This window comes from Thermogemmata fonticola (assembly GCF_013694095.1).
In the GTDB taxonomy this organism is placed as follows: Bacteria; Planctomycetota; Planctomycetia; order Gemmatales; family Gemmataceae; genus Thermogemmata; species Thermogemmata fonticola.
In genome coordinates this window covers 482885-506543 of the sequence record NZ_JACEFB010000002.1, presented here as the reverse complement: position 1 = coordinate 506543, position 23659 = coordinate 482885, and the positions used below count along the sequence as shown (strand labels likewise).

Annotated in this window: 16 protein-coding genes; 7 read left to right on the top strand and 9 right to left on the bottom strand. The window is 62.2% G+C overall.

What is annotated here, in order from left to right; genetic code table 11:
* The first annotated feature begins 27 nt into the window (after positions 1-27).
* A complete protein-coding gene (fhcD, locus tag H0921_RS05440) occupies positions 28-975 on the top strand; it encodes a formylmethanofuran--tetrahydromethanopterin N-formyltransferase (RefSeq protein WP_194537016.1) in 948 nt (315 codons plus the stop codon).
* Positions 976-1122: 147 nt separating this feature from the next.
* Positions 1123-1728 carry a hypothetical protein gene (locus H0921_RS05435; RefSeq protein ID WP_194537015.1) on the top strand — a complete coding sequence of 202 codons (606 nt, stop codon included), beginning with the start codon at positions 1123-1125 and terminating at the stop codon, positions 1726-1728.
* Between the two features lie 147 nt (positions 1729-1875).
* On the opposite strand, the gene H0921_RS05430 is transcribed toward H0921_RS05435, so the two are convergent.
* The gene (locus tag H0921_RS05430; RefSeq protein WP_194537014.1) at positions 1876-2946 is read right to left on the bottom strand and encodes an NAD(P)/FAD-dependent oxidoreductase; all 1071 of its coding nucleotides are present in this window, start codon (positions 2944-2946) and stop codon (positions 1876-1878) included.
* A 196-nt stretch (positions 2947-3142) separates the two neighbouring features.
* Between H0921_RS05430 and argA the strand changes: the two genes are divergently transcribed.
* Positions 3143-4474 carry an amino-acid N-acetyltransferase gene (gene argA / locus H0921_RS05425; protein ID WP_194537013.1) on the top strand — a complete coding sequence of 444 codons (1332 nt, stop codon included), beginning with the start codon at positions 3143-3145 and terminating at the stop codon, positions 4472-4474.
* Positions 4475-4640: 166 nt separating this feature from the next.
* Here argA and H0921_RS05420 read toward each other — a convergent pair whose 3' ends face one another.
* From H0921_RS05420 to H0921_RS05405, 4 genes are all read right to left on the bottom strand, one after another.
* Positions 4641-5747 (bottom strand): CPBP family intramembrane glutamic endopeptidase, encoded by a 1107-nt coding sequence (locus tag H0921_RS05420; protein WP_194537012.1) that lies wholly within the window; start codon positions 5745-5747, stop codon positions 4641-4643.
* Positions 5748-5817: 70 nt separating this feature from the next.
* Positions 5818-7332, bottom strand: coding sequence for a hypothetical protein (locus H0921_RS05415; protein WP_194537011.1), 1515 nt, complete (start codon positions 7330-7332; stop codon positions 5818-5820).
* Positions 7333-7396: 64 nt separating this feature from the next.
* Positions 7397-8473 carry a glycosyltransferase family 2 protein gene (locus tag H0921_RS05410; RefSeq protein ID WP_228499031.1) on the bottom strand — a complete coding sequence of 359 codons (1077 nt, stop codon included), beginning with the start codon at positions 8471-8473 and terminating at the stop codon, positions 7397-7399.
* A complete protein-coding gene (locus tag H0921_RS05405) occupies positions 8454-9428 on the bottom strand; it encodes a lysylphosphatidylglycerol synthase domain-containing protein (protein WP_194537010.1) in 975 nt (324 codons plus the stop codon). The genes H0921_RS05410 and H0921_RS05405 overlap by 20 nt, the downstream gene beginning before the upstream one ends.
* A gap of 235 nt (positions 9429-9663) precedes the next feature.
* Here H0921_RS05405 and H0921_RS05400 point away from each other — a divergent pair, with 235 nt between their 5' ends.
* Both H0921_RS05400 and H0921_RS05395 read left to right on the top strand, forming a co-directional pair.
* Complete coding sequence (locus H0921_RS05400; protein WP_315851848.1) at positions 9664-10935, top strand: radical SAM/SPASM domain-containing protein; 1272 nt, start codon at positions 9664-9666, stop codon at positions 10933-10935.
* A gap of 771 nt (positions 10936-11706) precedes the next feature.
* Positions 11707-15066, top strand: a complete 3360-nt coding sequence (locus H0921_RS05395; RefSeq protein WP_194537009.1) for an outer membrane protein assembly factor BamB family protein — start codon at positions 11707-11709, stop codon at positions 15064-15066.
* A 134-nt stretch (positions 15067-15200) separates the two neighbouring features.
* Here the strand turns inward: H0921_RS05395 and H0921_RS05390 are convergent, their stop codons facing one another.
* Complete coding sequence (locus tag H0921_RS05390; protein WP_194537008.1) at positions 15201-17192, bottom strand: coiled-coil domain-containing protein; 1992 nt, start codon at positions 17190-17192, stop codon at positions 15201-15203.
* A gap of 323 nt (positions 17193-17515) precedes the next feature.
* Between H0921_RS05390 and H0921_RS05385 the strand changes: the two genes are divergently transcribed.
* Positions 17516-18712 carry a hypothetical protein gene (locus H0921_RS05385; protein ID WP_194537007.1) on the top strand — a complete coding sequence of 399 codons (1197 nt, stop codon included), beginning with the start codon at positions 17516-17518 and terminating at the stop codon, positions 18710-18712.
* Between the two features lie 291 nt (positions 18713-19003).
* Here H0921_RS05385 and H0921_RS05380 read toward each other — a convergent pair whose 3' ends face one another.
* Positions 19004-20023 (bottom strand): exo-alpha-sialidase, encoded by a 1020-nt coding sequence (locus H0921_RS05380; RefSeq protein WP_194537006.1) that lies wholly within the window; start codon positions 20021-20023, stop codon positions 19004-19006.
* Positions 20024-20260: 237 nt separating this feature from the next.
* On the opposite strand from H0921_RS05380, the gene H0921_RS05375 reads away from it, so the two are divergent.
* The gene (locus H0921_RS05375; protein ID WP_194537158.1) at positions 20261-21481 is read left to right on the top strand and encodes a M20/M25/M40 family metallo-hydrolase; all 1221 of its coding nucleotides are present in this window, start codon (positions 20261-20263) and stop codon (positions 21479-21481) included.
* A gap of 74 nt (positions 21482-21555) precedes the next feature.
* Here H0921_RS05375 and H0921_RS05370 read toward each other — a convergent pair whose 3' ends face one another.
* Both H0921_RS05370 and H0921_RS05365 read right to left on the bottom strand, forming a co-directional pair.
* Positions 21556-22119, bottom strand: a complete 564-nt coding sequence (locus tag H0921_RS05370; RefSeq protein WP_194537005.1) for a hypothetical protein — start codon at positions 22117-22119, stop codon at positions 21556-21558.
* Positions 22120-22466: 347 nt separating this feature from the next.
* Entirely contained in the window at positions 22467-23429 is a 963-nt protein-coding gene (locus tag H0921_RS05365) for a helix-turn-helix domain-containing protein (protein WP_194537004.1), read from the bottom strand.
* Positions 23430-23659: the final 230 nt, after the last annotated feature.

Sequence of the window (23659 nt, the reverse complement as noted above, 5' to 3'; positions counted from 1 at the left end):
AGTGATCCCGCCAACGAGAAGCAAAGGATGAACGCCACAACGACTCCCTCAACTCCCGGACCGGTTCGGGAAGCGGCCATGCGAATTGTGCAAGGGGTAGAAATCGAGGACACATTTGCGGAAGCGTTCGGGATGACAGCCGCGCGGCTGATCATCACGGCCCAGTCGCCGCACTGGGCGATGATTGCTGCTCAGGCCGCCACGGGGTACGCGACGTCGGTGATTGGATGCGATGCGGAAGCGGGCCTGGAGCGAGAGTTATCCCCCCAGGAAACGCCGGATGGACGGCCCGGTGTCAGCCTGCTTCTGTTCGCCTTCAGCCGGGATGCGTTGCAGAAGGCCGTGGTCAACCGGGTGGCTCAGTGCGTGCTGACGTGTGCCACCACGGCGTGTTACAACGGCCTGCCGATCGACCCGGCGCGGTCGATCAAGGTGGGCGGCGCCTTGCGCTATTTTGGCGACGGCTGGCAACTCAGCAAGTATCTGGACGGGAAGCGCTACTGGCGCATCCCCACGATGGACGGGGAGTTTCTTTGCGAGGAGACCTTCGGGACGGTCAAGGGGGTGGCTGGGGGCAACTTCCTCATTTTGGGGCGGTCGCAGGAAGCAGCCCTCGCGGCGGCGGAAGCCGCGGTGCAGGCCATCCGCCGAGTTCCGGAGGTGATCCTGCCTTTTCCCGGCGGGATCGTGCGGAGCGGCAGCAAAGTGGGGAGCAAGTACAAGGCGCTCAAAGCCAGCACCAACGACGCCTACTGTCCCACGCTCCGCGGCGGCGTGGCAAGCCGGCTGCCGGAGGGCGTCAACGCGGTATATGAGATTGTCATCGACGGGCTGAGTCTGGCAGCCGTGGAGGAAGCCATGCGGGTGGGGATCACCGCAGCGTGCCAGCCGGGAGTGGTGCGGATTTCTGCGGGAAATTACGGCGGCAAACTCGGCCCCTATCCCATCCCGCTCCACCGCTTGTTTCCGGCGTAAGCTGATCGGGGCAAAAAGGCGGGCGGATCGAGGCGGAGCGAGGCGGCGGCCTTCGCCTGGACCCTGACGAAAAAGAAAACCTACGGCGGAGCGAATTTGATATAGTGAGAGAGGTTCTTTCCAGAGCCGCCAGCAGGGGGAGAGGCCATGACCACGACACCGCATGGGCAAGAGTACCATACCTACGGCCTGCCGGTGGGTACGGTGCGCGGCTTCCTTTCGGTGCTGATCTGCTCGTTTTTCTGGATCGTGCTGCTGTATCCGTCGGATGCGGAGCTGCGCGTGCCCCTAGCCCACTTCTTTTTACTGTCGATGGTTTTCCTGGCCTTTGCCTCGCAGCCGCTCTCCGAGTTACACACCCAGCGCTTTCTACCTTGGCTGATGCGGTTTATTTTCGTCGGCGGCAGCATCGCCGTCATCGCTTATGTGCTGTACAAGGACCCGCAGCGGCTCCCAACCCGCCTGACACCTAACCCGGACGAGATCGGCCAGTGGCCGGTCCTGCTCGCCTGCCTGGCCGGAGGCTTCGCCGGCGGATTGCTCTTGCGCTTCATCCTGGGTCGAAATAGTCCCTTATTCATGACCATCCGCGCTTGGCTCGGCATCATCGCCACGCTGCTGTTGCTCTTCGAGACGCTCTTTCAGTTCGTCATCCTCCCCAATATGTCGGACAAGCCGAGCCTGGATACTCTGAAGATTTGGGAGGGGGTGCTCATCGCCGTGACGGCAGGGTACTTCGGCACGCGGGCCTAGGATCGCGCGGTCTGCGTGTGTAGCGAGCATGCCAGCGAAGCCAGCAAGCAGGGCTTGGGGAGAAAACCCTGGCTAAAGGCGGGGCCAAAGCCAGCCGCGCTGCCATTGGGGGACCGCCCCGCTCCAGCCGGGACAGCAGGAAACGCTTCAGGCCAGGCCGTGGTGGGCCAGGTAACGCTCGGCATCCAGGGCCGCCATGCAACCGGTGCCCGCTGCCGTGACTGCTTGGCGATAGTAATCATCCGCGACATCCCCGGCGGCAAACACCCCCTCGACGCTCGTGTACGTCCGCCCCAGGGTCGTCCAGCGGATGTATCCCTTCTCCGTCAGCTCAACCTGACCCTCCAGGAAGGCCACATTCGGGGTGTGGCCAATGGCGAGGAACATTCCCGCCGCCGGTATCACCCGTTTCTCGCCAGTCTGATTGTTACGCACCCGCACGGCGGTGACGCCGTTTTGATCATCTCCCAGCACTTCCTCCACTTCGGTGTGCCAATGGATGGTCACCTTAGGATTGCTCTTGATGCGTTCCTGCATGATCTTGCTCGCCCGCATGACATCGCGACGGACCAGAAGGTGAATCTCGCTGGCAAACTTGGATAGATAGGTGGCCTCTTCCACCGCGGAGTCGCCGCCGCCGACTACCACGAGCGGCTTATTGCGGAAGCGGGGCAAGGCGCCGTCGCAAACGGCACAGGCCGATACACCCCGGTTCTTGAACCGCTCCTCGCTGGGCAATCCCAGGTAGTTGGCCCGCGCGCCCGTGGCGATGATCACCGTGTGGGTCTCGACTGTTTGCCCATCGTGGGCCGTCAGCAGGAAAGGCCGGCGGCGCAAATCCACCTTGACGATGTCTTTCGACTCCACCCGCGCTCCAAAGTGGACCGCCTGCTGCCGCATCAAGGCCATCAGTTCCGGGCCATTGATTCCATGCGTCGGCTGCGGTTGATTGGCTGCCACCCAATGGGGAAAATCGGGATCATCCCGGCGCAAGGCCGTCGCCAGATACTGCCGGGTATCCCCTGGCGGCCAGGAGGGGAAGTTCTCCACCTCCGTGGTCAAGGCAAGTTGGCCCAGCGGCAGCGTCCCGTTCTGGCGATTCCGCTCATCGTACGGGTTGCCTTGAAAAACCAACGGCTGCAACTCCGCGCGGGCCGCGTAAATCGCCGCCGTCCAGCCCGCAGGACCCGAACCGATGATCACGACCTTCTCCGGCATAGCGTACTCCTAAGAGACTGGGAAATTCTGAGGGACTTCGAGGGTGGTTTCCATCACAAGCTCGGCGGCTATTCTAGACGGCAAGCGGCGGCTGTCTGGAGAGATCGGCCCAGGTTATCCCTTCTCGCGGCATCGGAACTGCCTTGCCAACACTCTCCGCAGCCTCGTCTGAGCGGCAATACCTCACGGACTACCCATGCGCGAACGCTTGACCCATTTCCGTGAAATCCTGCGTTACGTTCCCCGCTTCCGGGACCGGGTCTTTGTTATTGCCCTGGATGGCGCCGTCGTGGAAGATGACAACTTCCCCAATTTACTCCTGGACATCGCCCTTTTACGCAGCCTCAATATCCGGGTGGTGCTGGTCCATGGAGCGGCCCGCCAAATCCGCCGCTATGCCGAAATGATTGGCGTCACCCCCTCGGACCTCGACGGCACCGGGGTGACGGACCGCACCACTCTGCAAGTCGCCATTACCGCGGCCAATCGAGTCAACCACGAGATTCTCGAAGGGTTGACGGCCAACGACCTGCGCGCTGTCTGCCCCAACGCCATCGTCGCCCATCCCGCGGGCATCCTCGGCGGAGTCGATCACCTCTTCACCGGGCGGGTCGAACGCGTCGATGTCGGCCTGCTGACCACCCTGCTCGAACATGACATCATCCCGGTCATCCCGCCCATCGGCATCGACGGCTGCGGCAACTCTTTTCGTCTCAACTCCGATGCGGTCGCGGTGGAGGTGGCCAAGGCCTTACGCGCCATCAAACTCATCTACCTCAACACGGAAGGGGGCATCCCGGCGCCCGATGGCTCCGTCATTCGCCAGATGCCCGTGCAGGAAGCAGACGCCTTCCTCAAGCGCCATCGCCAGGATTTGCCGCCGGAAATTGTGACCAAACTCGTACATGCCATCCGCGCCTGCAAGGAAGGCATCGAGCGGGTCCACATCATCGATGGACGCGAGCAGGAAGGGCTGCTGGGAGAAGTCTTCTCCAACGAAGGGATCGGCACGCTCATCCACGCCAACGAGTATCAATCCATCCGGCAAGCCCAGAAGAAGGATGTCCGCGCCATCCATACGCTCATCCAGCAGGGGATCGCTAACGACGAATTGGTCAAGCGTACACGGGCGGAACTGGAAAAAATCATCGGAGACTATTACGTCTTCGAGGTGGACCGCAATCCGGTCGCCTGCGTCGCTCTGCACCTCTATCCGGAGCAGAATGTGGCCGAACTCGCCAGCCTCTACGTGGACAGCCGCTACGAAAATCAAGGCATCGGCCAGAAACTGATTGCCTTTGTGGAAAATGTCGCCCGCAGTCGAGGCATCCCGCGCTTGTTCGCCCTCTCCACGCAAGCCGTCAACTACTTCATCCAAAAGGCAGGGTTCCGCTTGGGCCATCCGGACGATCTGCCCCCTTCTCGGCGCGAAAAGTACGAACTCCAGGGCCGCCGCTCCGCTGTCCTCATCAAGGAGCTGCTGCCGCGCGAATTGGCACCGCTCCGATCGGGGGCTTCCATCGGCTAAGCCAGCGGCATCGGAGCCAGCATGCTAAGACCGCCCATCGGCTTAGCCAGCGGCATCGGCTGCAACACCTGCCAAACCGCCTTCTACCGCTGGGGCCTAGCTCGCGCCGAGGAATTGCCCCAGAAGCACAGGAGGAGCTATGCCCAAGGCAGGAGGAACTCTCAGCTTACGTCCCCGCCGCGACACGTGGGCGCGTCCGCCACAGGGCATAACTGCACACGCCAAGAACCAGGGCCGCCAGTCCGTAGCCGAAGAGCGACAGGCCGGGTGCATCCGCGGCCAGCACCGGCAGCACCTGGGGATTGAGGGACGCTAACACGGCCAGACCGTTGTTACACGCATGGAGGAAGATCGGAGCTGCCAGGGAGCGGCATGCCAGAAAGACGAAGTGCAGGTACACGCCCATCGCGGCGGTGATCAAGGCGTAAGCCGGGTCCAAGTGCAAAAAACCGAAGAGTAGCGAGGTCCATAACACCCCCGGTATCACGCCATAGCGGGCAATCAGCCCCTGTCCCAGGAATCCCCGGCACCAGACCTCCTCGACGATTCCCGGCCCCACCGCGGCCGCTGCCAGGGTCACAATCAGAGGGGCATGCTGAAACAGTGCACGCAGAGACTCCGCAATCTGCAAGTGCGTACCGATCCCCAGGCGCAGGAGCAATTCCTGCAACCCGCCCGCGAGCAGCATAAACGGCACGATGGTCAGAGTGACCAGAAGCATCTGCACGGCACGGGGCCGCCGCCAGCCGATTTGTTCCTTCCAGTTTCGTCCCACTACGTGGGGCACTACTTGCCGAATAAGCCACCACGAGGCCACCTGGGCTGCCAGCATCCCGTAAACCAGTGCCAAGGCGATTTCGCGCGGCACCGTGGAGGGAGTTGCCGCCGTTTCCGCTCCCTCCGTCGGGGAAGACTCTGGGGCGTCCGCCGTCTTAGTCCCAGAGTCCGGAGCGTCCGCCGTTTCGGTCTTCTCGCTGGACGACTGCTGGGCTGCGGCCAAAGCTGCGAATTGCTCCTGGACGAAGGCCCACGGCTCCGCTTGGGACCATGCAAAAAAGGCGAGAACTCCTGCTACGACAAACAGGGAGGCGGTCAGTTGTGTCAGCAAAAAGATAACACACCAGAGCACGGCTTCGAGCAGGCCAGGCCGGGGCCGCCGGGGCGGGAACGCCGTCTCCGTGGATTCGAGCCGCAGCACCAGAGGCGGCTCCTGTCGGGGCAGCGTTTCCTCCGGCTTCGATCCCACACCGTAGTCTGGGGATTCATCGTTCATGCTTTTCTGCTCCACTGACCCGCCGTATTTCCGGAGAGTGTCGCATTTCCTATCCGATGGCAGAAACTTGTCAGTAATGGAGAATGTCGCAAAACTCCAGCAGGTTGAGAATCCAGGGGTGTCTCCAGGGATTGGCCGCGGGATACATGGCGGAGAAGACCGAGAACGCGAGGGTCAACAGGAGCAATCCCCGTCCCCAGGGGGAAGCTGCCAGGAATTGAGCAGCCCTCGGCAATCCCAGCAGCCAAAGCGGTATGAGCCAGAAGAGCCAGCGCGGCCCGCTCGTGAATCCGCCGTAATTGTAGCTTTGCGTGCGGGTCAAGTAGAAGCCGAAGACCACCGCCGAGACGATGAGGATCATCACCGCCAGCAAGGCCGGCGACCAGCCGAGGGGTTCAAGCTGCCGGCGGATCAAGCGGCGTAGATCGGCCAGTGCCCCATAGCTTTGCCGGCATAAACCGGCCAGAGCCACCAGCCACACCGGCGTCAAGCTGAACCAGCCATGATGTCCGAAGAGCAAGTGGAAGGCGTAAATGTGCGTCGGTTCCTGATTGAAGTCGATCCCTTTGGCACCAGGTGTCCCCCATTTGGCCCAGTGACTTCCTGGAAAGTTATACCACGCACCGCCGAACTGACTGTACGGCGGCGAGACCATTCCCAAAGCGATGAAGTTGACGAGGAAATAGGCCATGATAGGAAGCAAAGCCGCTGGAAGGAACCCCGTCAGCACCGATCGGGGCCGCTGCCACAAAAGCGGCACTCCCAAAGCCACGAGGAAGGCCAGGGCCGGCAACTCGAAGGTAAAGGCTAACCCGGCAAAGAAACCGCTCCCGATGTACTCCCCGCGGGTCAGGGGCCGCTGCTGCTCCATCGCCCTCAGCACTGGATAAAGTGCGAACAGGACGCAATAAGCTGCGGGTAGATGGTTATTGAGCGTACCTGCAAAGGTGAGCAGGAAAGTTCCCAAGGCTGCGACTGCCAACGTGAAAAGGCCCCCTGCAAGCTGATCCGCCTGAGCGAAGAGGTGGCGGGAGAGTAGCCCCAGGAAGATGCCCCACGGCAAGACATTGACGGTCAGGAGGATCGTCGGCACGACCAGCCAGCGGTCACGCACAATTTCCCAGCCGAAGAGGCGCTGGAGCAGCCAGTATTCCCCCGCAACAAGGGTCGCAAACAGCGGCGGCTTGCTCGAGTAAAACTCCCCCGTGTCAGGATTGAGGACGATGTCCAGCGAGCGATACGCCGGCTCGGTGATGATGCCGCTATCGACGTAACGCTGCGGATCCGTGGGATCAGGGTAGTGACGGCGGCCAATCACATAGGTGCCTTCATCGACCAGAGCACGCACGGTGGCCCAGCGGGAGCGATCGTTGGAGCTGAACATCGGCGTCGGATCCGGGCGAACCGCCGGCCAATAGCGAGGCGGATCAGGCCGAATGCGGCTATATCCCTCGCTTTCCGGCGGAGTGAAGCGGCTCGGCTCGTAAAGCAACTCTGCGCTGACCACCTTGGCCGTGGCAATCGCCACTGAAGCCGCGATCAACACACCCGAGGCCAGACGCCAAAGCTCGTGTCCTTTCTCCATACTCACAACCGCTGCTGATGCTCCAGGCTCCGCTGTTGCTTCTCCTCCTCACCGCTGCCTTGGCTCAAGCGGAAGCGGCGGAAGTTTCATCCGAAGGCGGAGATTTCAGGACGGCTGAGGTCGGGGCTGCGCGCTTGCAGGGCGTTCTTTCCGCGATTCCGTAGCTTTCGTCCTGGCTCATCGTCCGCACCACGATCAACTCCGCTAGCAGGCCGGAAGTTAGCAACTGAACGCTGATGAGTCCCAAAGTCAAGCTCACAAGCAGAGCCAGCAGCCAACCGGCCCAAGCAGTCGAAGACCAGGCGGAGCCGTCCCCGATGAGCAAGGTGCCAACGCAAGCCACGACCCCCACCACGGCGAGCGTGCCGCAGATCAGACCGGTGCTGCCCAGGAGATGCTGGGGGCGGTGTTCATATTGCGTCAGGAAAAAGACGGTGCCCAGGTCCAGCAAGCCTTTGATGAAGCGCTGCCAGCGGTATTTGGAATAGCCGTAACGGCGGGGACGATGATGGACCGGCAGCTCCGCGATGCGGAAGCCGCGTTCCGCTGCCAGCACGGGGACAAAGCGATGCTGTTCGCCATAGAGGTGCAATTCCCGCAAGACGTCGGCCCGATAGGCTTTGAAGCCGCAGTTGTGATCATGGAGGCGCACGCCGGTCAGCCAGCTCACCAGGCGGTTGAACACCCGGCTGGGAATGACTTTGTGCCAGGGGTCGCGCCGCTGGACTTTCCAGCCGCTGACCACATCCGCTCCCTGCTGCACGGCTTGCACGAAACGGGGAATCTCCCGCGGGTCGTCTTGGAGATCGCCATCCAGAGTGATGACGATCGCCCCCCGTGCCGCGTGAAAGCCGGCCTGAAGCGCCGCGGCCTTGCCGAAGTTCCGCCGCAACCGCAGGCCGCAGAGCCGCTCTTCCCCCGCCGCCAGCTCCTGAATCACCTCCCAGGAGCCATCCGTGCTTCCGTCATCCACGATGATGACTTCCCAACTCCAGCCCGCCAGCTCCGCCGACTGCCACACTCGCTGAATCTCCTGGAGCAAATCCCGGAGATTGTCCCGCTCGTTGTAGATGGGCACCACAAGCGAGATCAGCGACTCACAGGCTTCAGTATTTCCAGGATTAGCGGATGTTGCTGGCATACGGCTGTGGCGTTTGGCGCGGCAGGTTCTCAGATATCATAGCAGGCGGAGAGGCGGGGCGGAGATAGAGCAAGGCGGCACAGATTACCTCCGCGACCGTCCAGATCAATCGCAGGTACAGGGCTGCCAAAGCCGCCAGGACCGTTGGGGAAGTATCGGCTTGCGCCAGTACAGGCGGCAGGGTGTGCAACAGCACCCATTCGCGCACGCCCAGCCCCCCCGGCGTAACCAGAACGACAAAACCCGCCACATAGGCCAGCGCCACCGCCCCCAACACAGCGAGCGCCCGCGAGCCGGTCCAATCCCCCCCCGGTTGCATCGCTTCCAGGAGCAGGCCCAGGCTCAGGCCAAGTAGCAACCAGCCGAGCACGCCGTGGAAGGTTCCCTGGACGAGGAGGAACCACGAAGGAGCCGCGGCCGTGGCCGCCGTCCCGCGTTGCCGCAGCCACCTGTGCAGCGTACGGTGCAGCAGAGCTAGACCTGCCGGCAAAGCAGCCACCAGGAGGAACCACCCCCATCGCCCGGCCACCTCCACCGGCAGCACCCCGACAAACGGCAAGCAAAGCACGGCCACAAGCGCTCCGGCTCCCATGCTCGCCAGAGTCTCATAGGTCGCCGTCATAGCGACCGCCATCGCCGGCGCCCCGCCCTGCCGCAACATTCCCACCCGCAGCAGGATCACCCACGCCTTTCCCGGTACATACTTCCCGAACTGGCTGACAAAGTAGCAGCGCAACCCTGCATACCAGCTCACCTCCACCCCCTGTTCGCGCAACAGCCGCACCCAGAAGCTTCCCCAACAGGTATGCGCCGCCAAATACAACAGTCCCACCAGCGGCAGCAATTCCCAGCGAGGAATCCCTCCAGCCTGCTGCCAGGCCGCATCCGCCAGGATACGAACAAATTGCCGGGCCACGCCGACCACGATAGCCGCTGCCAGCACAGTCTTGATCACCGTGGCCCACCGTCTCCATCCCCGTTTCATGCCGTTGATTGTAAGGCCGCCCCTCCCGCCTGTCCCCGGATACCGCTTTCTCTTCCCCCGGCTCGACAGTCCTCTCGACGCTGCTAGACTGCTTGTAAGAGGTGTTCGTGACGACGCCTCCAGGTGACTTTGCGGCTAGGTGTTGCCTTGCGGCCACACACTGGATGGCGAGGGAAAAAATCCAAGCCTTTGCGGGGTACATTCTGTGACCATCGGTGCCACGTTCCGCCTGGTTAGCCGCCTCCTGCGGGAAGCCGACAAGCGGCTGCTTTTGCGACTGTTGTATTTGATGGGTTTCAAGGGAGCGCTGTCGGTCCACCGTCACAAGCTGCGCTTGCGCCGGGGACAATTCTTCCCGCCCTTTTTGTACGTTTCCGTGATCAATAGCTGCAATCTGCGCTGCCAGGGCTGCTGGGTGGATGTCTCAGCCCGGCAGCAGGCGATGAGTCCGGAGGTCTTCCACCGCCTTATCCGCGAAGCCCGTCCGATGGGGAACGTCTTCTTCGGCATTGTCGGGGGCGAACCGTTCATGCACCCCCATCTTCTCGACATGCTCGCGGAGCACCCCGATTGCTACTTCCAGATTTTCACGAATGGCCACTTTCTGACGCCAGAGCGCGCCCGCCGCATGTACCAAATGGGGAACGTCACCCCGCTGATTTCGGTGGAAGGCACCGAGCGAGTCTCCGACATCCGCCGAGGACGGTCCGGCGTCCTTAGCAAGACTTTGCAAGGGTTGCGCCATGCTTTAGATGCCGGCCTGCTGACCGGCGTGTGCACCAGTGTCTGCCGCAGCAACCTCCGCGACCTGGTCCGCGAAGAATGGATCGACCAATTGATCGAGTGGGGGGTTCTGTACACGTGGTTCCACGTCTACCGGCCGATGGGTCCGAATCCGCAACCGGAGTTGTGTCTTTCCGCGGAGGAAGCCCTGCAAGTCCGACGCTTTGTCGTGGAAATGCGGGCGCGCAAGCCCATCATCATCATCGACGCTTATCACGATGGGGAAGGCCAGGCCTTGTGTCCCGCCGCCAACGGCCTGAGCCATCACATCAATCCATGGGGAGACATCGAGCCATGCCCGATCGTCCAATTTGCCCGCGAATCGATCGATCCGCAGGTCGATAGCCGCCCGCTCAAGGAGAAGTTTCTCCACTCGACTTTTCTGGCAGAGTTCCGCCGCTTGGCCGCCCGAACCACACGCGGATGCATCGTTCTGGAGCGCCCGGACCTGCTCCGCCAATTGGTGGAACGCCACGCCGCCCGCGACACCACGGTGCGCCAAACCGCCTTGGCCGAGCTATCTGCCCTGACGCCCCGTCCTTCCCAATATCTCCCCGGCCAGGAAATCCCGGAACAAAACCTGCTCTACCGTTGGGCCAAACGCCTCTTCTTCAATGACTTCGGCGTGTACCAGCACCTGCGCAGCCCGTCCCAGGCTCCCCACTCCCCCACGGAAAACAGTACGTTAGAATGAGGTAGGCACGCTGTTTTACTGAACTGCTGGGACCAGGAAGCGACCCAAGACCACGCGCGGCCGGATCAGCGGGAAAAATTAGCCAGTCTCGTGGGCCGTTGTCGCAGTTTCCGGGTCCTAGTTGGTATGTCAGGCCCTCATTTTGGGGCTGTACTTTCAGTGACGGGGGCGACCGTGTCCATTATCGTGCAATGTCCGCACTGTGAGACCAAATTCAATTTGCAGGCAGAATTGGCGGGCAAAATGATCCGCTGCCCCAATCGCGGGTGCAGTCAGATCTTCAGGGCGCAGCCTCTAGGAGCACCGGTGGAACCCGAGCCGCCGCCTCCGGCTCCTGCACCGCGCTCCGAAGCCGCGCCGGCCTCCTCTCTTCCTCCCCAAATCGTCATACCCCGCACGGCCGCACCCTCCCGGACCTCACACTCGCCTGCGGAAGCACCGGCCTCTGCCGTCCCAGCATCCCCGACCACACCGGCGAAAATCCCTGGTCGACGTTCCCCAAAGGAGGCCCCTCCGGCCTCAACTAGTGGGACAACCCCAGCATCGGCCCAGCCTTCCCCCGCATCGGCAGCCTCACCGACGAACCCCTCGGTACCTCCGCCAGCGAAATCCTCGCGCCGACCGGCCGTTCCGACGCCGCCTGTCCCGGCTGCCCCCGTTACTCCTCCTCCACCGCCGGCTGTCCCGCCCTCGTCCGGCAAAGACGAGCCGCCAGCTCCCACTCTCCCTGCACCATCCCCGGCGATCCAGGAGTTCACGTGGTCTGAAGGGATGGATACACCGCGGGGAGACACACCTTTGTCGTTTGTCCTGACAGAACTCCAGGAAACCGCCTCCTCAACGCCACCCCCATCATCTTCGGGGGAAAAAGATTCGCTTCTGTTGCTGCCGGAGCGCCGCCGGCGGCATTGGGCGCCGATTCTGCTCATCGGCCTGTCGATCGCCACGCTGCTTGTGCTTGGCTCGATGGCCTTTTATCTGCTCTACTATCAGGACTTGGCCGAACGGCAGTTGGCAGCGGCTGCGGAAGAGCATTACAAGCAGGGGAACTACAAGGAGGCGGCCAGAGCTTATCGCCAATTGACCGAGGACTATCCGAATAGTGAGGATCACGACAAGTATCGCTTCTTCGCGGAGTTGTCCGAATTGCAAGGAGCGGTACGGGCCGTAACCAACCGCGAAGACTATTCGCCAGCGCTCGAACGCTGGCAAAAGTTTGTCAGCGAGCAGAAAGATTCCCCTTGGGCGAAGCCCGGCTCCGGCTATGGCCACGATATTTTCGAGGCCGGGAAAAAACTCTGCGAGGACATGGTGGCTTATGCCGATGGGCAATTGGAAAAGTTCCGTAGCGATCGTTCTGGTCAGGCGGCATTGGAAGAAAAGGTCCGTGCCACGGTGCAAGCGGGGAAAGAGCTGCTCAAGAGTCTGGAACCATTCCGTGCCGCTGACGATCCACCGCTGGACAAATGGCAGCAAGAGTGGACGCGCCTGGAAGGGGAATTGCAAAAGGAACAATCGCGGCGGCAAGCGCTGGCTCAAGCCCGGCAGCATCTGGCCAGCATCACGGATGCGCGGATCGCGCTCGCCGAGAACGAGCTGGCTGCCGCGGGTTGGCTAGCCGATCCGGAAGCCCAGGCGTTGCTGAAGGAGGCACGCGCTCGGCTTCGCGCCATGATCCGTTACGAGTTGGACCCGGCCGCCCCTCAAGCCGCACCGGCCAGCCCAGCGCGCACCATTTTCTGTAGTGCTGCCCTGAGTCCTGCCGCCCCCCGCGCTGCCTCGCACCATCCTGATGCCCCCCCGACCATCTTCCCGATTGTGGCCCGCGGCATCCTCTACGCCTTGGATGAGGAGTCCGGGAACCTGCTCTGGGCCATGCGGGTCGGTGCGGACGTCACCTTTCCTCCGGCGCTGGCCCGCCTCACCCTGCCCGAAGGAATCAGCGAAGTGCTCTTCTGTGCTCACCATGCCGAGCGGCAGTATGGAGTCGTGGCTTGCCTGTTACGCAACGGTTCGCTCCGCTGGTATCAACCGCTGCCGGCTCCCGTGGCTGCCCCGCCGGTGGTGATGGGGAGCCGAGCTTACGTGCCGCTGCGGGACGAATGGGGAACAATTTATGAGTTCGACGCTATCGACGGGACGCGTCGAGGGCGCATCCGTCTGGGCCAGCCCATTGCCCATCTAGCGGTAGAACCTAAGGGTCGCTATCTCTTCGCTGCTGCCGAGGCTCGTCGCGTCTTTGTGCTGGACGGTAATGCCCGCGATGACGAAGACAATCTCTTGCCCCTGCGGTGCGTGCAGGTGTTGCATACCGGTCATGAGCCAGGCACCCTGCGAGTCCCCCCTTTGATCCTGGAAGCGGCCGCCTTGCCCCCTGCCGTCCCCGAACAGCGCCTGCTCCTGTGTCAAGCCGATGGGGCACGCAGCATGAAGCTACGCCTCTTTTCGCTCCCGCCGCTCGCTGCCGGCCCCTCCAGCGATGCCCCTCCGCCGGAAGTCCAACCCGCCGCTATGGAGTATTCCTTGGAAGGCTGGGCTTACTTCCCCCCCGTCAGCGACGGGGAGCGGCTGGCAGTTGTCACAGATGCTGGGCGCCTGCGGCTCTTTGCCCTCAATCCCGCGGGTGGTCCGGACCCGCCGCTATCTCCGTTGCCGGATCGCCTGGCCCTCCAGATGCCCCCGGACTCTTCCGCCTTGCCGCTACCGGCTGCCGTCCTACCCGCGGAGGAAGGCGCCTTCATCGTGCTGGCCCGCTCCGCCTTGCAGAAATACCGCTTGGGCATCCACCCGCAGCGAGGATTGGACATCGTGCCCATGCATCCCCCCCGTCCAATCGGCGTCCCCTTGCATCAGCCGTGGCTCAGCCCCCAGCGGGATACAGCCGGCCTGGCCTTGCGCTGGGTTGATCCACCGGCTGACCAGGCCGCCCTCGTGGCGCTCAAAGACGGCTCCATCCTCTGGCGCCGCCAACTCGGCGTGGCCCAGGCCGCCGCACCGATCGTGCAAGGGGATGTGGTCCTGCTCTTGGGACAGGATGGCAGCATCTACGCCCTTCACAACCACCTGCTCAACAACCCCTCCGCTACTCTCCTCGCCGGGGCCGATCAGCTCCTCGCGCCTCTCCCACTTCAGCGGGCGGGAGTGACGCAATTCGCCACTTCGGCCGACCGCTCCCTTACTGCTGTGGTAACGCCTTACGAGGAAGTCGAGCGGGATCGCCGACAGTTGCGCTTGCTCATTCGGCTGATCCATGACGGCAAAATGGCCCACGATGGACATGTCACCGTTCCGGCTCTGTTGGCAGGACCCCCCGCCTTCCTGGATCAGACCTTGCTGCTTCCCCTGGCTGACGGGCTGATCTACCGCTATGTGCCCGGCCAAGGTCTCACCTCCCCGGATCGGCTCGAACCGGGACCCCTCTGGCGGATCGAACGTCGAGAAAGTGGCGCCGCCCCCGCCCTGCTGTGCCCCACAGGCAAAGACAGTTTCCTCAGTAGTGACGGGAGCCGGACCCTCAAACGGTGGCTCTGGCCTGCCGGCAGCCGCTGGAATGACGGCGGCGAGTGGACCCTGCGAGAGCGGCCAGCAGCTCCCCCCCTGCCCCTGTTCCGCAAAGACGGCTCCGCCTCCCACTTCCTGCTCGCCGATACGACAGGCAACGTCTGGCTCTATGCCGTCGACCGGATCGAAGCGCCGCAGCGCCGCTGGCGGCCCGGCAGTGCCTTACCCCTGGGCCAGCCTACCTCGGCCTTCGGCCTGACCCAGGATGCTCAAGGACGATGGCGTGTCACCTACACGGTGGCGAACCGCCTCGTGGTCTGCCTGGACCCTCACCAGGATGCCCCTCTGTGGGTACACCAGCCGGCCGAGGAACATGCCGCCGCGTTGGTCGGACCGCCTCTACCCCTTCCCGACGGCGATTGGTTGACGGTCGATTTGGCCGGGCGGATCACTCGGCTTGCGGGCAAGACAGGCCAATCCCTTGCGACTTCCCGCCTCCATCTGCCCGGCATCTTCCCGATCGCTGCCCCTGGTCTCACGCCCGGCCAAGACGTTCTGCTGCCGCTGTCCGACGGCTCCTTCGTCCTGCACCCCTTGCCCGCTCCCCCCGCCAAAACGCCGGCGCCTTGACACCGGCATCCGGATTCCACCGGGCCGTCCTTCGGCCAAGTCCTGGGGCAACTTCGTTCACACCGACAGAATGACCGCTTGGAAAACCGGGGTGCGCTGCCTTTTAGGGAAGGCGCTTCTCCGAACAAGCCAGCCTAGCGCTTCTCCGCTTCGGAAAACCGGGCCACGTAATCCTGGATGCGCTTCTCCAAGGCAGCGAGGTGCTCGCCGATCTTCCTGATCTGCTCGATGTCCTTGCGATCCTGTTCGCGGTTGGGGTCCAGGGCATCGTGGAGTTCGTTGAGTTTGACCACGGCGGTGTTGAAATGGTGGAGCAGTTTGCGCAGGGTATAGTGATCGCCATGTTTCATGCATTCTTCGACGGCGGTGCCCAAAGGCGGCAAGCTATCGCGGAAATCGACGACAGTGGCGACACCCGGCCAGGTCTTGAGCAGATAGTCGCGGGCTTTGGCGTGCTCCGGACTTTTCGGCTGCCACTCTTGTCGCAATTTATCCCGCCGGCTCCGCAGCTCGGCATCGTTTGGGACAAGGGACAGCAACTGGTCATAGGCCGTGAGGGCTTCCTCGACATCTCCGCGGCCCAAGAGGATCGTGATCCGCGCCGCGAGAGCCTGTGCTTGGACATCGCGCGCGAGCGCCTTGGGATCATTCTCCTGGGCGACGACCGCCTCCAGGGTCTTGATGTGCTTGCCAAGTTCGTCATTGGCCTTGTTCAGGGCAGCCAGATGTTGCTCGATAGCGGCGACGAGGCGGCGGGCCTCGGCTGATTTGTCCAGTTGCTCCCGCCAGCGCTCCAGTTCTTCCGCAATGCTTTGGGCGGCAAGCCGCGCATTGCGGTAACCCGCTTGGGCGCGGACCAGGGCCTCGGCGTTCTTCTCGTTCTTAATCAACTCGCTGACGGCCTGGAAGCAGATGGTCTGAGCGTTGCGGGCATCGGCCACCCGGTTCGCTAAGGCCACGACAGCCTGGAGGACCGCCGCGGCTTCCACCCGCTTCGGATCCGTCTCGAAGGGCAAAGTGACCACTTCGTCCGTAAGGATCGGCACGGGGAACTGACTGCCCGTCCCCGGCCCGACGGAAATGACCACACAGGCCAGATGGGCGTACGGCCGTTGCGAGCGGAACAGGCCATCTTGGAACAGGAAGGTGTCCCGCGGGGCCGGCGGCGTTTGAAAGCCGGACTCATGGGCGCGCACCGTGATCTGCCCGCCCAGCCGGGGTCCGGACCCTTCACTGCTGATCAACCGGATCGTCAGGGGGCCTTCACGCGTGCCGAGTTTGAGACAGCGATAGCCCAAGGCCCGTCCCGTTGGCAGGGGCGTGCGATAAGCGCTGAGCACCGTGCAGGTCAAGCGTCCGTCCCGGCCGATTTGGTTCACCCGCAAACAGGTGTATGCACGGGGGCTAGCCGTGAGGCTGAGCGGTTGGGGAGAGGTCGGCGCAATCAGTTTGCCGGTGGCCGTCCGCAAAGGGGGCGGCGCGGGACGCTCCGACTGGAACACCTGGGCCACGGCGAACACATCCCCCGCTTTGACCCAGCGCTCCCAGCCGCCCAATTGCCCCCCGCGCACGAGGACCGTGACGGTGCCGGCCCCTTCCTCCACCTTCTCGATCGTCCCGCACAAGCCGAAGTCCTGCTCCAGGAGCAAGCCGGCAGCACGCCCCAGCCATTCGGCCGCCGGCACGCGCTGCTGGCGGAGCGGCGACACCAAGCCGGTGAAGCCGTCATGCTGCCGCGCCCGCAGAAAATACATCCCCTCCTGGTAATCGATCCGCAGAAAGTGCGTCTTGATCCCGGTCAGTTCCCGCGCCGCTTCCAGACCAGCAAAACCTTTGTCCTCATACTGCTGCCAGAGAGGGTCCCACTTCTCCCGTGGGGTTTGGGACATATCCACCACCTCGACCGTGCCCAACGGGCCTAAAGCCGGTTGCAAGGCGGCCAGCACATCCCGTTCGATCTGTTGCCGCACTCCCGCTCCCAGCGCCGGATGCTCGGCGGCGTCCAAAACCACGCGCCACAAATACGGCGTCTTGACCTCCGCCTCCAGAGTTTGACTCAGTCCGCGGCCTGCAAATCCCGCCACAATTCCCAGCACCGCCATCGCTCTTCGGAGCCAACTCTTCATACCCTCCCCTCCCCCTCTTTCCGCTCTACCGTTCAGAACCGGGAAATCCGGACTTCCGAAATCAACTCTTGGATTGCTGCTCCTTTCAAGCTCATTGTCCATCTTATCGCTTGGCAAAAATCAGCGTATGACCTGCGAGCCAAGACTTAGCTTTGCTAAGACGATTCTTTAGTACTGTCCTCCCGCCGGAGTTTGCCCTCCTGCCATAATGGTACCAACAAAGCCAGCGCCGGGCAGTTATACTCTCGATAACGCCAGCAGTCTGAGATGGAAGCCAGGAAAAACCGACATGGAGTCCGGGAAAAACGCGAGGAGATCGGCCCATGGTTCCTGTTCTGCGATGCAGCCGTTTCTGGGTCCTGGTCCTGGGACTGGTAGGGCTGAGCTACGAAGCGATAAGGGGCCAGGAAAAAGCGGTCGTTCATCCCAAGCCCGTCACTCCCCCAACCGGAGCCGTGCGCGTACGTATTCCCCTGACCGATGAGAAGACGGGATTCTGTCACTTCTCGGCACTCCTGCCACGGCCCAAGAGTGCCGGGGCTTCAACGCCTCCCTCCGATTCCCCTCCGACTGGAAAAGGGGATCCGGGCTACATTCCGATCACGGTCATCTACGAAGCCCGTCCGGGACGGTCGATTGTCAGCATGAAGACCTGGCGGAAATGGGGCTTCGATCCCCCGCCTCCCGGCAAGAAAGCCATTCTGCCCGAACTGTTCATTCCCGCGGTCCAATTGCTGCCGGTGCGGCCGTCGAGTCAGGATGTGTGGATCCGCTTGACCCAGATTCCCCTGGAATTAGTCGATCTGCCGGGTGATGCGGAGACGATCCTGGGCAGTGACATGTTGCTGTCGGTCAGCGACCTGACGCGCCAAGCAGAACAGCGCTGGCAACCGCATCTACACTTGGGAGACCTGTGCCTGGACCTCACCGTGCCTATCGGCCAGGTCCGCTATCGGGAAACACAAGAGGTGCGCCGCGCCGGCAAGGTCACGCCTGGCCTGGAAAAATATCCAGCCGTGGCGGCAGTCATTTCCCCGAAAGGCCTGCCGATCTTCACCTATGTCGCCCTCAACGGCAAGAGCCGTTATGCCTTACCGGATGGGCAGATTATGCCGGTGCGGGGTGTTGTCGCCTCGGTCCTTCATTGTCCTGGTGGCATCGCAATGACACTGGGGACAGCCCGCGGTTGCGGCTTGGACATCCGGCCCGACAAAGTCCCTGGCTTGGGCACCAGCTTCAAAACGACCCTGGCCAAAGCCCATGTCCAAGAGCTGCGCCTGGAAGTTTTCCTGGCACCCGATTACACCGCTCGCCGCGATCTGCTCCTCAAAGACCTACACGTCTGGGTCGATCTCCACGATTCCGACCATCTGGTCTGGTTCGGCCCACAATTCTGGCGCCAGCACTTCGTCGATCCCGTCTATGTTTGCGGCCCAGACCGAACCTGGAAGCTCTACGGCCGCATCGCTCCCCACCTGCTCGCCGATCCCAAAACACGTCCGGAAAACCTGAATAAGTGAGCTTGGGAATCAGTCCGTGGACAGGTCAGCCGACGAAAGGGAATGCCGGGGCAGGCCTCAAGCGGGTCCAACTGGCTGTAGGAGAATGACGCCGGGTTGACAGCGCAGGTAGGAAATCCTTCAATCGGGCTGGGGAATCGTTCCCCAAAAACCTGCACCGCTACTGATGGACGCTTCGCGGATTCTGGATCACCTCTTCGGGTCGATTCCGGATTGTTTCCTTTTACCGACTCCAGACCGCCTCTTCCGCTCCTCGCGGATCGCTTGCAATGTACGGAAGTTCTGGAGGAATCAGAGGCGAACGCGGGCCAGATAGATGCTGCTTTTGCCTTCGTGGGAGCTGTAATAGCTGATCCACAGCTCCTCGTTATACCAGACCAGACCGGGATAGCTGGTGTCCCCTCCGGAAGGGAGTGTGAGCACAGGCCGGAGTTTGCCCGCCTGGACATCCAATTGGGCGAGGATCGTCGTAGGTTTGCCCTGCTCGATGCGCCGGCCGCAGGCCCACCATCGGCCATCCGGCAGGCGGAGGAAATGGGGGCCGCCGAAGTACATGCCCAGGTCCCGCCACTGCCAGCGCGTGTAGGGTGGCTGGCTTTCGCCGAGCAGAGCCGTATTGGGGGAACCATCGCGGCGTTGCAGACAGAATAACGTTTCTCCCTGGAAGACGAGACTCGCCTCGGTGCAATTCGGCGGCTCGAACTCGCTCACCTTGTCCCAAGCCCGCCCATTGCGGCTTTTCGCCAGAAAGGCCCGGTAATGACCCCGCTGTTTCGGGTCCCAGGTGTAGGCCACACCGTAAGCAGTGTCCTGGTGCCAGGTCACCCGCCAGAGCCACTGCCAACTTTCGAGCACCCGCTCCGGGTCGCTCCAGCTTTTGCCATCCTTGGAAAAGCAGACGAAGGAGTAATGGTCGGTCAGCGGCTGGCGATGGGCTGGGAACGCCGCCCCGCCCACGAGCATAAGCTGGCCTTCCGGAGTCACCGACAACTTCGGATCACGCAGGTCCGTCTCTTTTTTGCGGATTTCCGCCAGGCTCTCCCAGTCCTGCCCGTTGGATGAGGCAAGGACGCGAATGACTCCGGCCCCCTGGGCATGTCCGGCCCCTTCCCGAAAGACGCAATACCAGCGCTCCCCCCAGCGAAGCAGATCGGTGAAGGCATTGTGCGCTCCCCGATCCCAGACCTTTTGCACCACCGCCTTCGGTCCCGGACCTGCCTGGGCGTAACCCCAACGATTCAGCAACCAAAGGCCGCCGCTTACGACACTGGCTTGCAACAATACACGCCGGCTGAAACGATATTCCGTCATGATGGGTGCCCCCAGGGTGAGGACTCGTCCTTCCAAATCGCCCCTACTTATAACGTCCCTATCTTAACCTGAGACATCCCCGATGCACTATGGAAAGTTTTTCCCAGAGACATCCCAGCCAACCTGGTAGAATAGGTTTCCTCCCTGGCTAGGATCAATGCCCTTTCCTTGGGGTTGGGATGATACCTAACCTGCAAAGCGAACGAGGTGTCTATGCCCGCACGCAAACAGAGCCTCATGGAAGTCGATGCGGCGGCAGCCGTGGAGCGGTTGCTGCGTTTGCTGGCGGTTCCTGGCGTGACGGGTCAAGAAGAAGCGGTGGCCCGAACGATTGCGGATATGCTGCGGGAGGTGGGAGTGCCTCCTGAGGCGATACGCTTCGATGATGCCCACCAACGCATTCCAGAGCCGACGCCGGTGGGAAATCTGATCGTCCAGCTTCCTGCCCATCTACCCCGCCGCTCGAAGAGCAAAGCGCGCGGCCACGCGGACCCGATCCTCTTCGCCACGCACATGGATACCGTCCCTTTGTGCGCGGGAGCCGAACCGAAGGTCGAAGGACGCCGCGTTGTCAATGTGCACGAAGGCAAAACCGCCCTGGGAGGAGACAATCGGACAGGCTGTGCCGTACTGGTGACACTCGCGGCGGAGTTGATTCGGCAGGGATTGCCTCATCCACCCATCACGCTGCTGTTCACTGTTCGGGAAGAGAGCGGTCTCTACGGGGCGCGCTACCTGAATCCCGCAGACTTGGGAGGCGTGGTGATGGGGTTCAACGTGGATGGGCGCAACGCAGCGGAGTTGACCGTCGGGGCCATTGGTGCGGACCGCTGGAGTGTGGACATCTACGGCAAAGCAGCCCACGCCGGAGTGGCCCCCGAAAAAGGCATTTCCGCCACTATGATCCTGGCCCTTGCCATGCAGGAAATTTTCCGCAAAGGCTGGTGGGGAAAAATTACCCAAAACGGCCGGGAAGGCACGAGCAACATCGGCTATATCGGCGATGCCCAAGGCCGCAGCGCAGGGAATGCCACGAATGTGGTCACCGATTACGTTCATGTCAAAGGGGAAAGCCGCAGTCACGATGCCCAATTCGTCCGGGAAATCACGTCGGCCTATCAAGCCGCTTTTCAAAGGGCGGCCCGCAAAGTCAAGGATTGCGAGGGGCGGACAGGCCGTGTCGTGTTCCAATCCCGCCTCGATTATTTACCCTTTCGGCTTGCGGAAGACGCCCCGGTGGTCCAACGGGCCGTGCGAGCCGCTCAGGCCATTGGCCTCGATCCCGTCCTCCGGGTGACCAACGGCGGGTTGGACGCGAACTGGCTGGTCAAACACGGCATCCCCACCGTCACCTTCGGCGCCGGGCAAAACGAAATCCACACCGTTCAGGAATTCGTGGACCTGGACGAATTCGACAAGGCCTGCCGCCTGGCCCTAGCTTTGGCGACCTTGGCCTGACTGCTCCCACCAAGGGGCACTCCTGGAGAGAACACGGCCCGGAGACGATCCGACCCAGAGACTGCCCAAACCGATCACGCAGAAGAACCTGACACCGGGGAGATTCGCGGGGGAGGAATCGGAGCGAGAATCTCCAGCACATCCACGACCGGGCGTTCCCCGCTGTAAATGACACCGACTCGTCCATAGGTGCGGCTGGCGGCTTCCACCCCGAACCACTCGGCCATCGCGGCACTGAGCGTCACACGCAAATAGGCTTGCGGTTCGATCCGCCGCAGCATGTTGTGCTCAATCAGAATCCGGCCAAGTGGCATCTGTTCCGCGAGAATGGCCTGTCGGATGTTCTCCGGGCAAACCGACAGGTCGATCCGGACCAAGCCGAACTGCACCACGCGGCTCCCAGCAAGGAGCAGGATTTTCCGGGCATAGTCCAGCCCGTGTTTCTTCACCGCAAGGACGCGCACCTGAACTGGCATACCGTAAAACTCCTCCACGGTCACCGTCATGTGGTGCGTATGGACCAGCAGCCGGTGATACGGCTCCGGAACGGAGCGAGCCGGAATCTCCTCAATGCGCGGACGTTCCGGAGAATCTGGGAACGGCTGATACAAACGTTCCAGGATAGCAGCGGCAGGCATGCGTCACTTCCGGAGCAATCAACCCGCTCGTGGGAGCAGACAAGAGCGATTCAGGGGCGCCGTTGTTGGAACTATACCATACCCTCCCGCCCTCCATTACACTCCCCCGGAAGGTGGAAGCGAACACACTGGACCACGCTTGATTTTTCCTGGCCGCACCTTGCGCCCTCGCCTCGAGCGCAACTTGCCCTCATCCCCTTACACTGCCGGCGAAGGGGAAATAGGATTCCGAACGAGGCACGGACTCGGCGAGGGTTTCAGACTTAATTGGCAATCGCGGGGCAAACCCGGAGGGAGTGGAGAATTGGAGGGAAGCGGTTTGGGAGAAACGCCTTTGTCCAGAGATTTCATGGGCGATCCTGCGGGGGACGGCCTCGACGGGGTAGTCCGGGATGTGGTTCGAGCGATTGCACCAGCGCAGCCAACTGCTGAAAGCCATCGCCGTAGCTGGTGTACACGAGGCGGTTGCGAATGTCTTGAGTCAGAGCTTGCCCGCCCACGACGATGACGATCCCTTGTCTCTGCCAGGCGCGGGCCTGCGGATTGAACTCCGCCAGGAAAGACTCAGCATCGACCAGGTGGGTCGCGGACAGCCACACAAGACGGGGGCGCAACTCCTCAACCGCTGCTTGAAACGCCGAGACAGGGGTATGGGGTCCCAGGTTGATCGCGTTCCAGCCGCAATCAAATAACGTAAGCTGGGCCAACAGCGTCGGCAGCAGGTAATGATCGTGCTCTGGTGCTCCGCCAATGGCGCGCGGCCGGTACCGATCCGAGGGTGGGCGAAGCAGTTCCCGCAGCTCATAAAGTACAGCGGCCACCTCCTGCGTGATGCGGTGTTCCTGCATCACGTCAAGTGTTCCGCTTTCCCAACCATGCCCAACCGCATGCATCAGGGGCACGATCACTTCGTCCGCCAATTGGGCCATCGATAACCCTTGGGTGTATGCCCCGCGGATGAGGGTCCGCAGCAAGGCGCCATCTTGACGCAAGGCGGCTTGGCGAATTTGGCGGGCTAACAGTTGCGTGTCGGAACTGCAAGTCTCGACCGTCGTACCCAGCAACACCGAAAGATTCGGCTGGGGGAGTACCCCTTGGCGGACCAAACGCAGGATTTCCCCCAGCGGCAACTTACGATGTCCGCCCACAGTACGCTGCGCCGGCAGGATGCCCTGATCCACCCACCGCTTGATTGTCGTGACGCTAACTCCCAACGCCTCGGCCACCTGCTGCGTACTCACATATCGTTCCGGGAGCAGGTCAACTCCCGCCCCAGGTTTGTCCGCTTCCACTTTATCTGGACGATTCATACGTTTTGTTGACCCCGCGGATTCCAGCCATCGAGCCGCCCCCTTTGCTCAACAGTCACATCTTCATTATAGCCGTTCTCCCGAACGCCAGAGCCAGAAAAGCATAACCTATTGTTTTCCAAGGAAATTGGAAAGGGAAGGAAAGCCTATGCCTGTTGCCCCTAAAAAATGTTCGTTTTGGACGTTTTTTGGTGAAACATTCCGTTCGCAGTACGGTATAATGAGGTGGC

What these genes read in the sequence shown, in the direction of transcription:
- fhcD (WP_194537016.1), top strand. Translation starts at nt 28, where the DNA reads ATGAACGCCACAACGACTCCCTCAACTCCCGGACCGGTTCGGGAAGCG.
- H0921_RS05435 (WP_194537015.1), top strand. Translation starts at nt 1,123, where the DNA reads ATGACCACGACACCGCATGGGCAAGAGTACCATACCTACGGCCTGCCG.
- H0921_RS05430 (WP_194537014.1), bottom strand. Translation starts at nt 2,946, where the DNA reads ATGCCGGAGAAGGTCGTGATCATCGGTTCGGGTCCTGCGGGCTGGACG.
- argA (WP_194537013.1), top strand. Translation starts at nt 3,143, where the DNA reads ATGCGCGAACGCTTGACCCATTTCCGTGAAATCCTGCGTTACGTTCCC.
- H0921_RS05420 (WP_194537012.1), bottom strand. Translation starts at nt 5,747, where the DNA reads ATGAACGATGAATCCCCAGACTACGGTGTGGGATCGAAGCCGGAGGAA.
- H0921_RS05415 (WP_194537011.1), bottom strand. Translation starts at nt 7,332, where the DNA reads ATGGAGAAAGGACACGAGCTTTGGCGTCTGGCCTCGGGTGTGTTGATC.
- H0921_RS05410 (WP_228499031.1), bottom strand. Translation starts at nt 8,473, where the DNA reads ATGCCAGCAACATCCGCTAATCCTGGAAATACTGAAGCCTGTGAGTCG.
- H0921_RS05395 (WP_194537009.1), top strand. Translation starts at nt 11,707, where the DNA reads ATGGATACACCGCGGGGAGACACACCTTTGTCGTTTGTCCTGACAGAA.
- H0921_RS05390 (WP_194537008.1), bottom strand. Translation starts at nt 17,192, where the DNA reads ATGAAGAGTTGGCTCCGAAGAGCGATGGCGGTGCTGGGAATTGTGGCG.
- H0921_RS05385 (WP_194537007.1), top strand. Translation starts at nt 17,516, where the DNA reads ATGGTTCCTGTTCTGCGATGCAGCCGTTTCTGGGTCCTGGTCCTGGGA.
- H0921_RS05380 (WP_194537006.1), bottom strand. Translation starts at nt 20,023, where the DNA reads ATGACGGAATATCGTTTCAGCCGGCGTGTATTGTTGCAAGCCAGTGTC.
- H0921_RS05375 (WP_194537158.1), top strand. Translation starts at nt 20,261, where the DNA reads ATGGAAGTCGATGCGGCGGCAGCCGTGGAGCGGTTGCTGCGTTTGCTG.
- H0921_RS05370 (WP_194537005.1), bottom strand. Translation starts at nt 22,119, where the DNA reads ATGCCTGCCGCTGCTATCCTGGAACGTTTGTATCAGCCGTTCCCAGAT.
- H0921_RS05365 (WP_194537004.1), bottom strand. Translation starts at nt 23,429, where the DNA reads ATGAATCGTCCAGATAAAGTGGAAGCGGACAAACCTGGGGCGGGAGTT.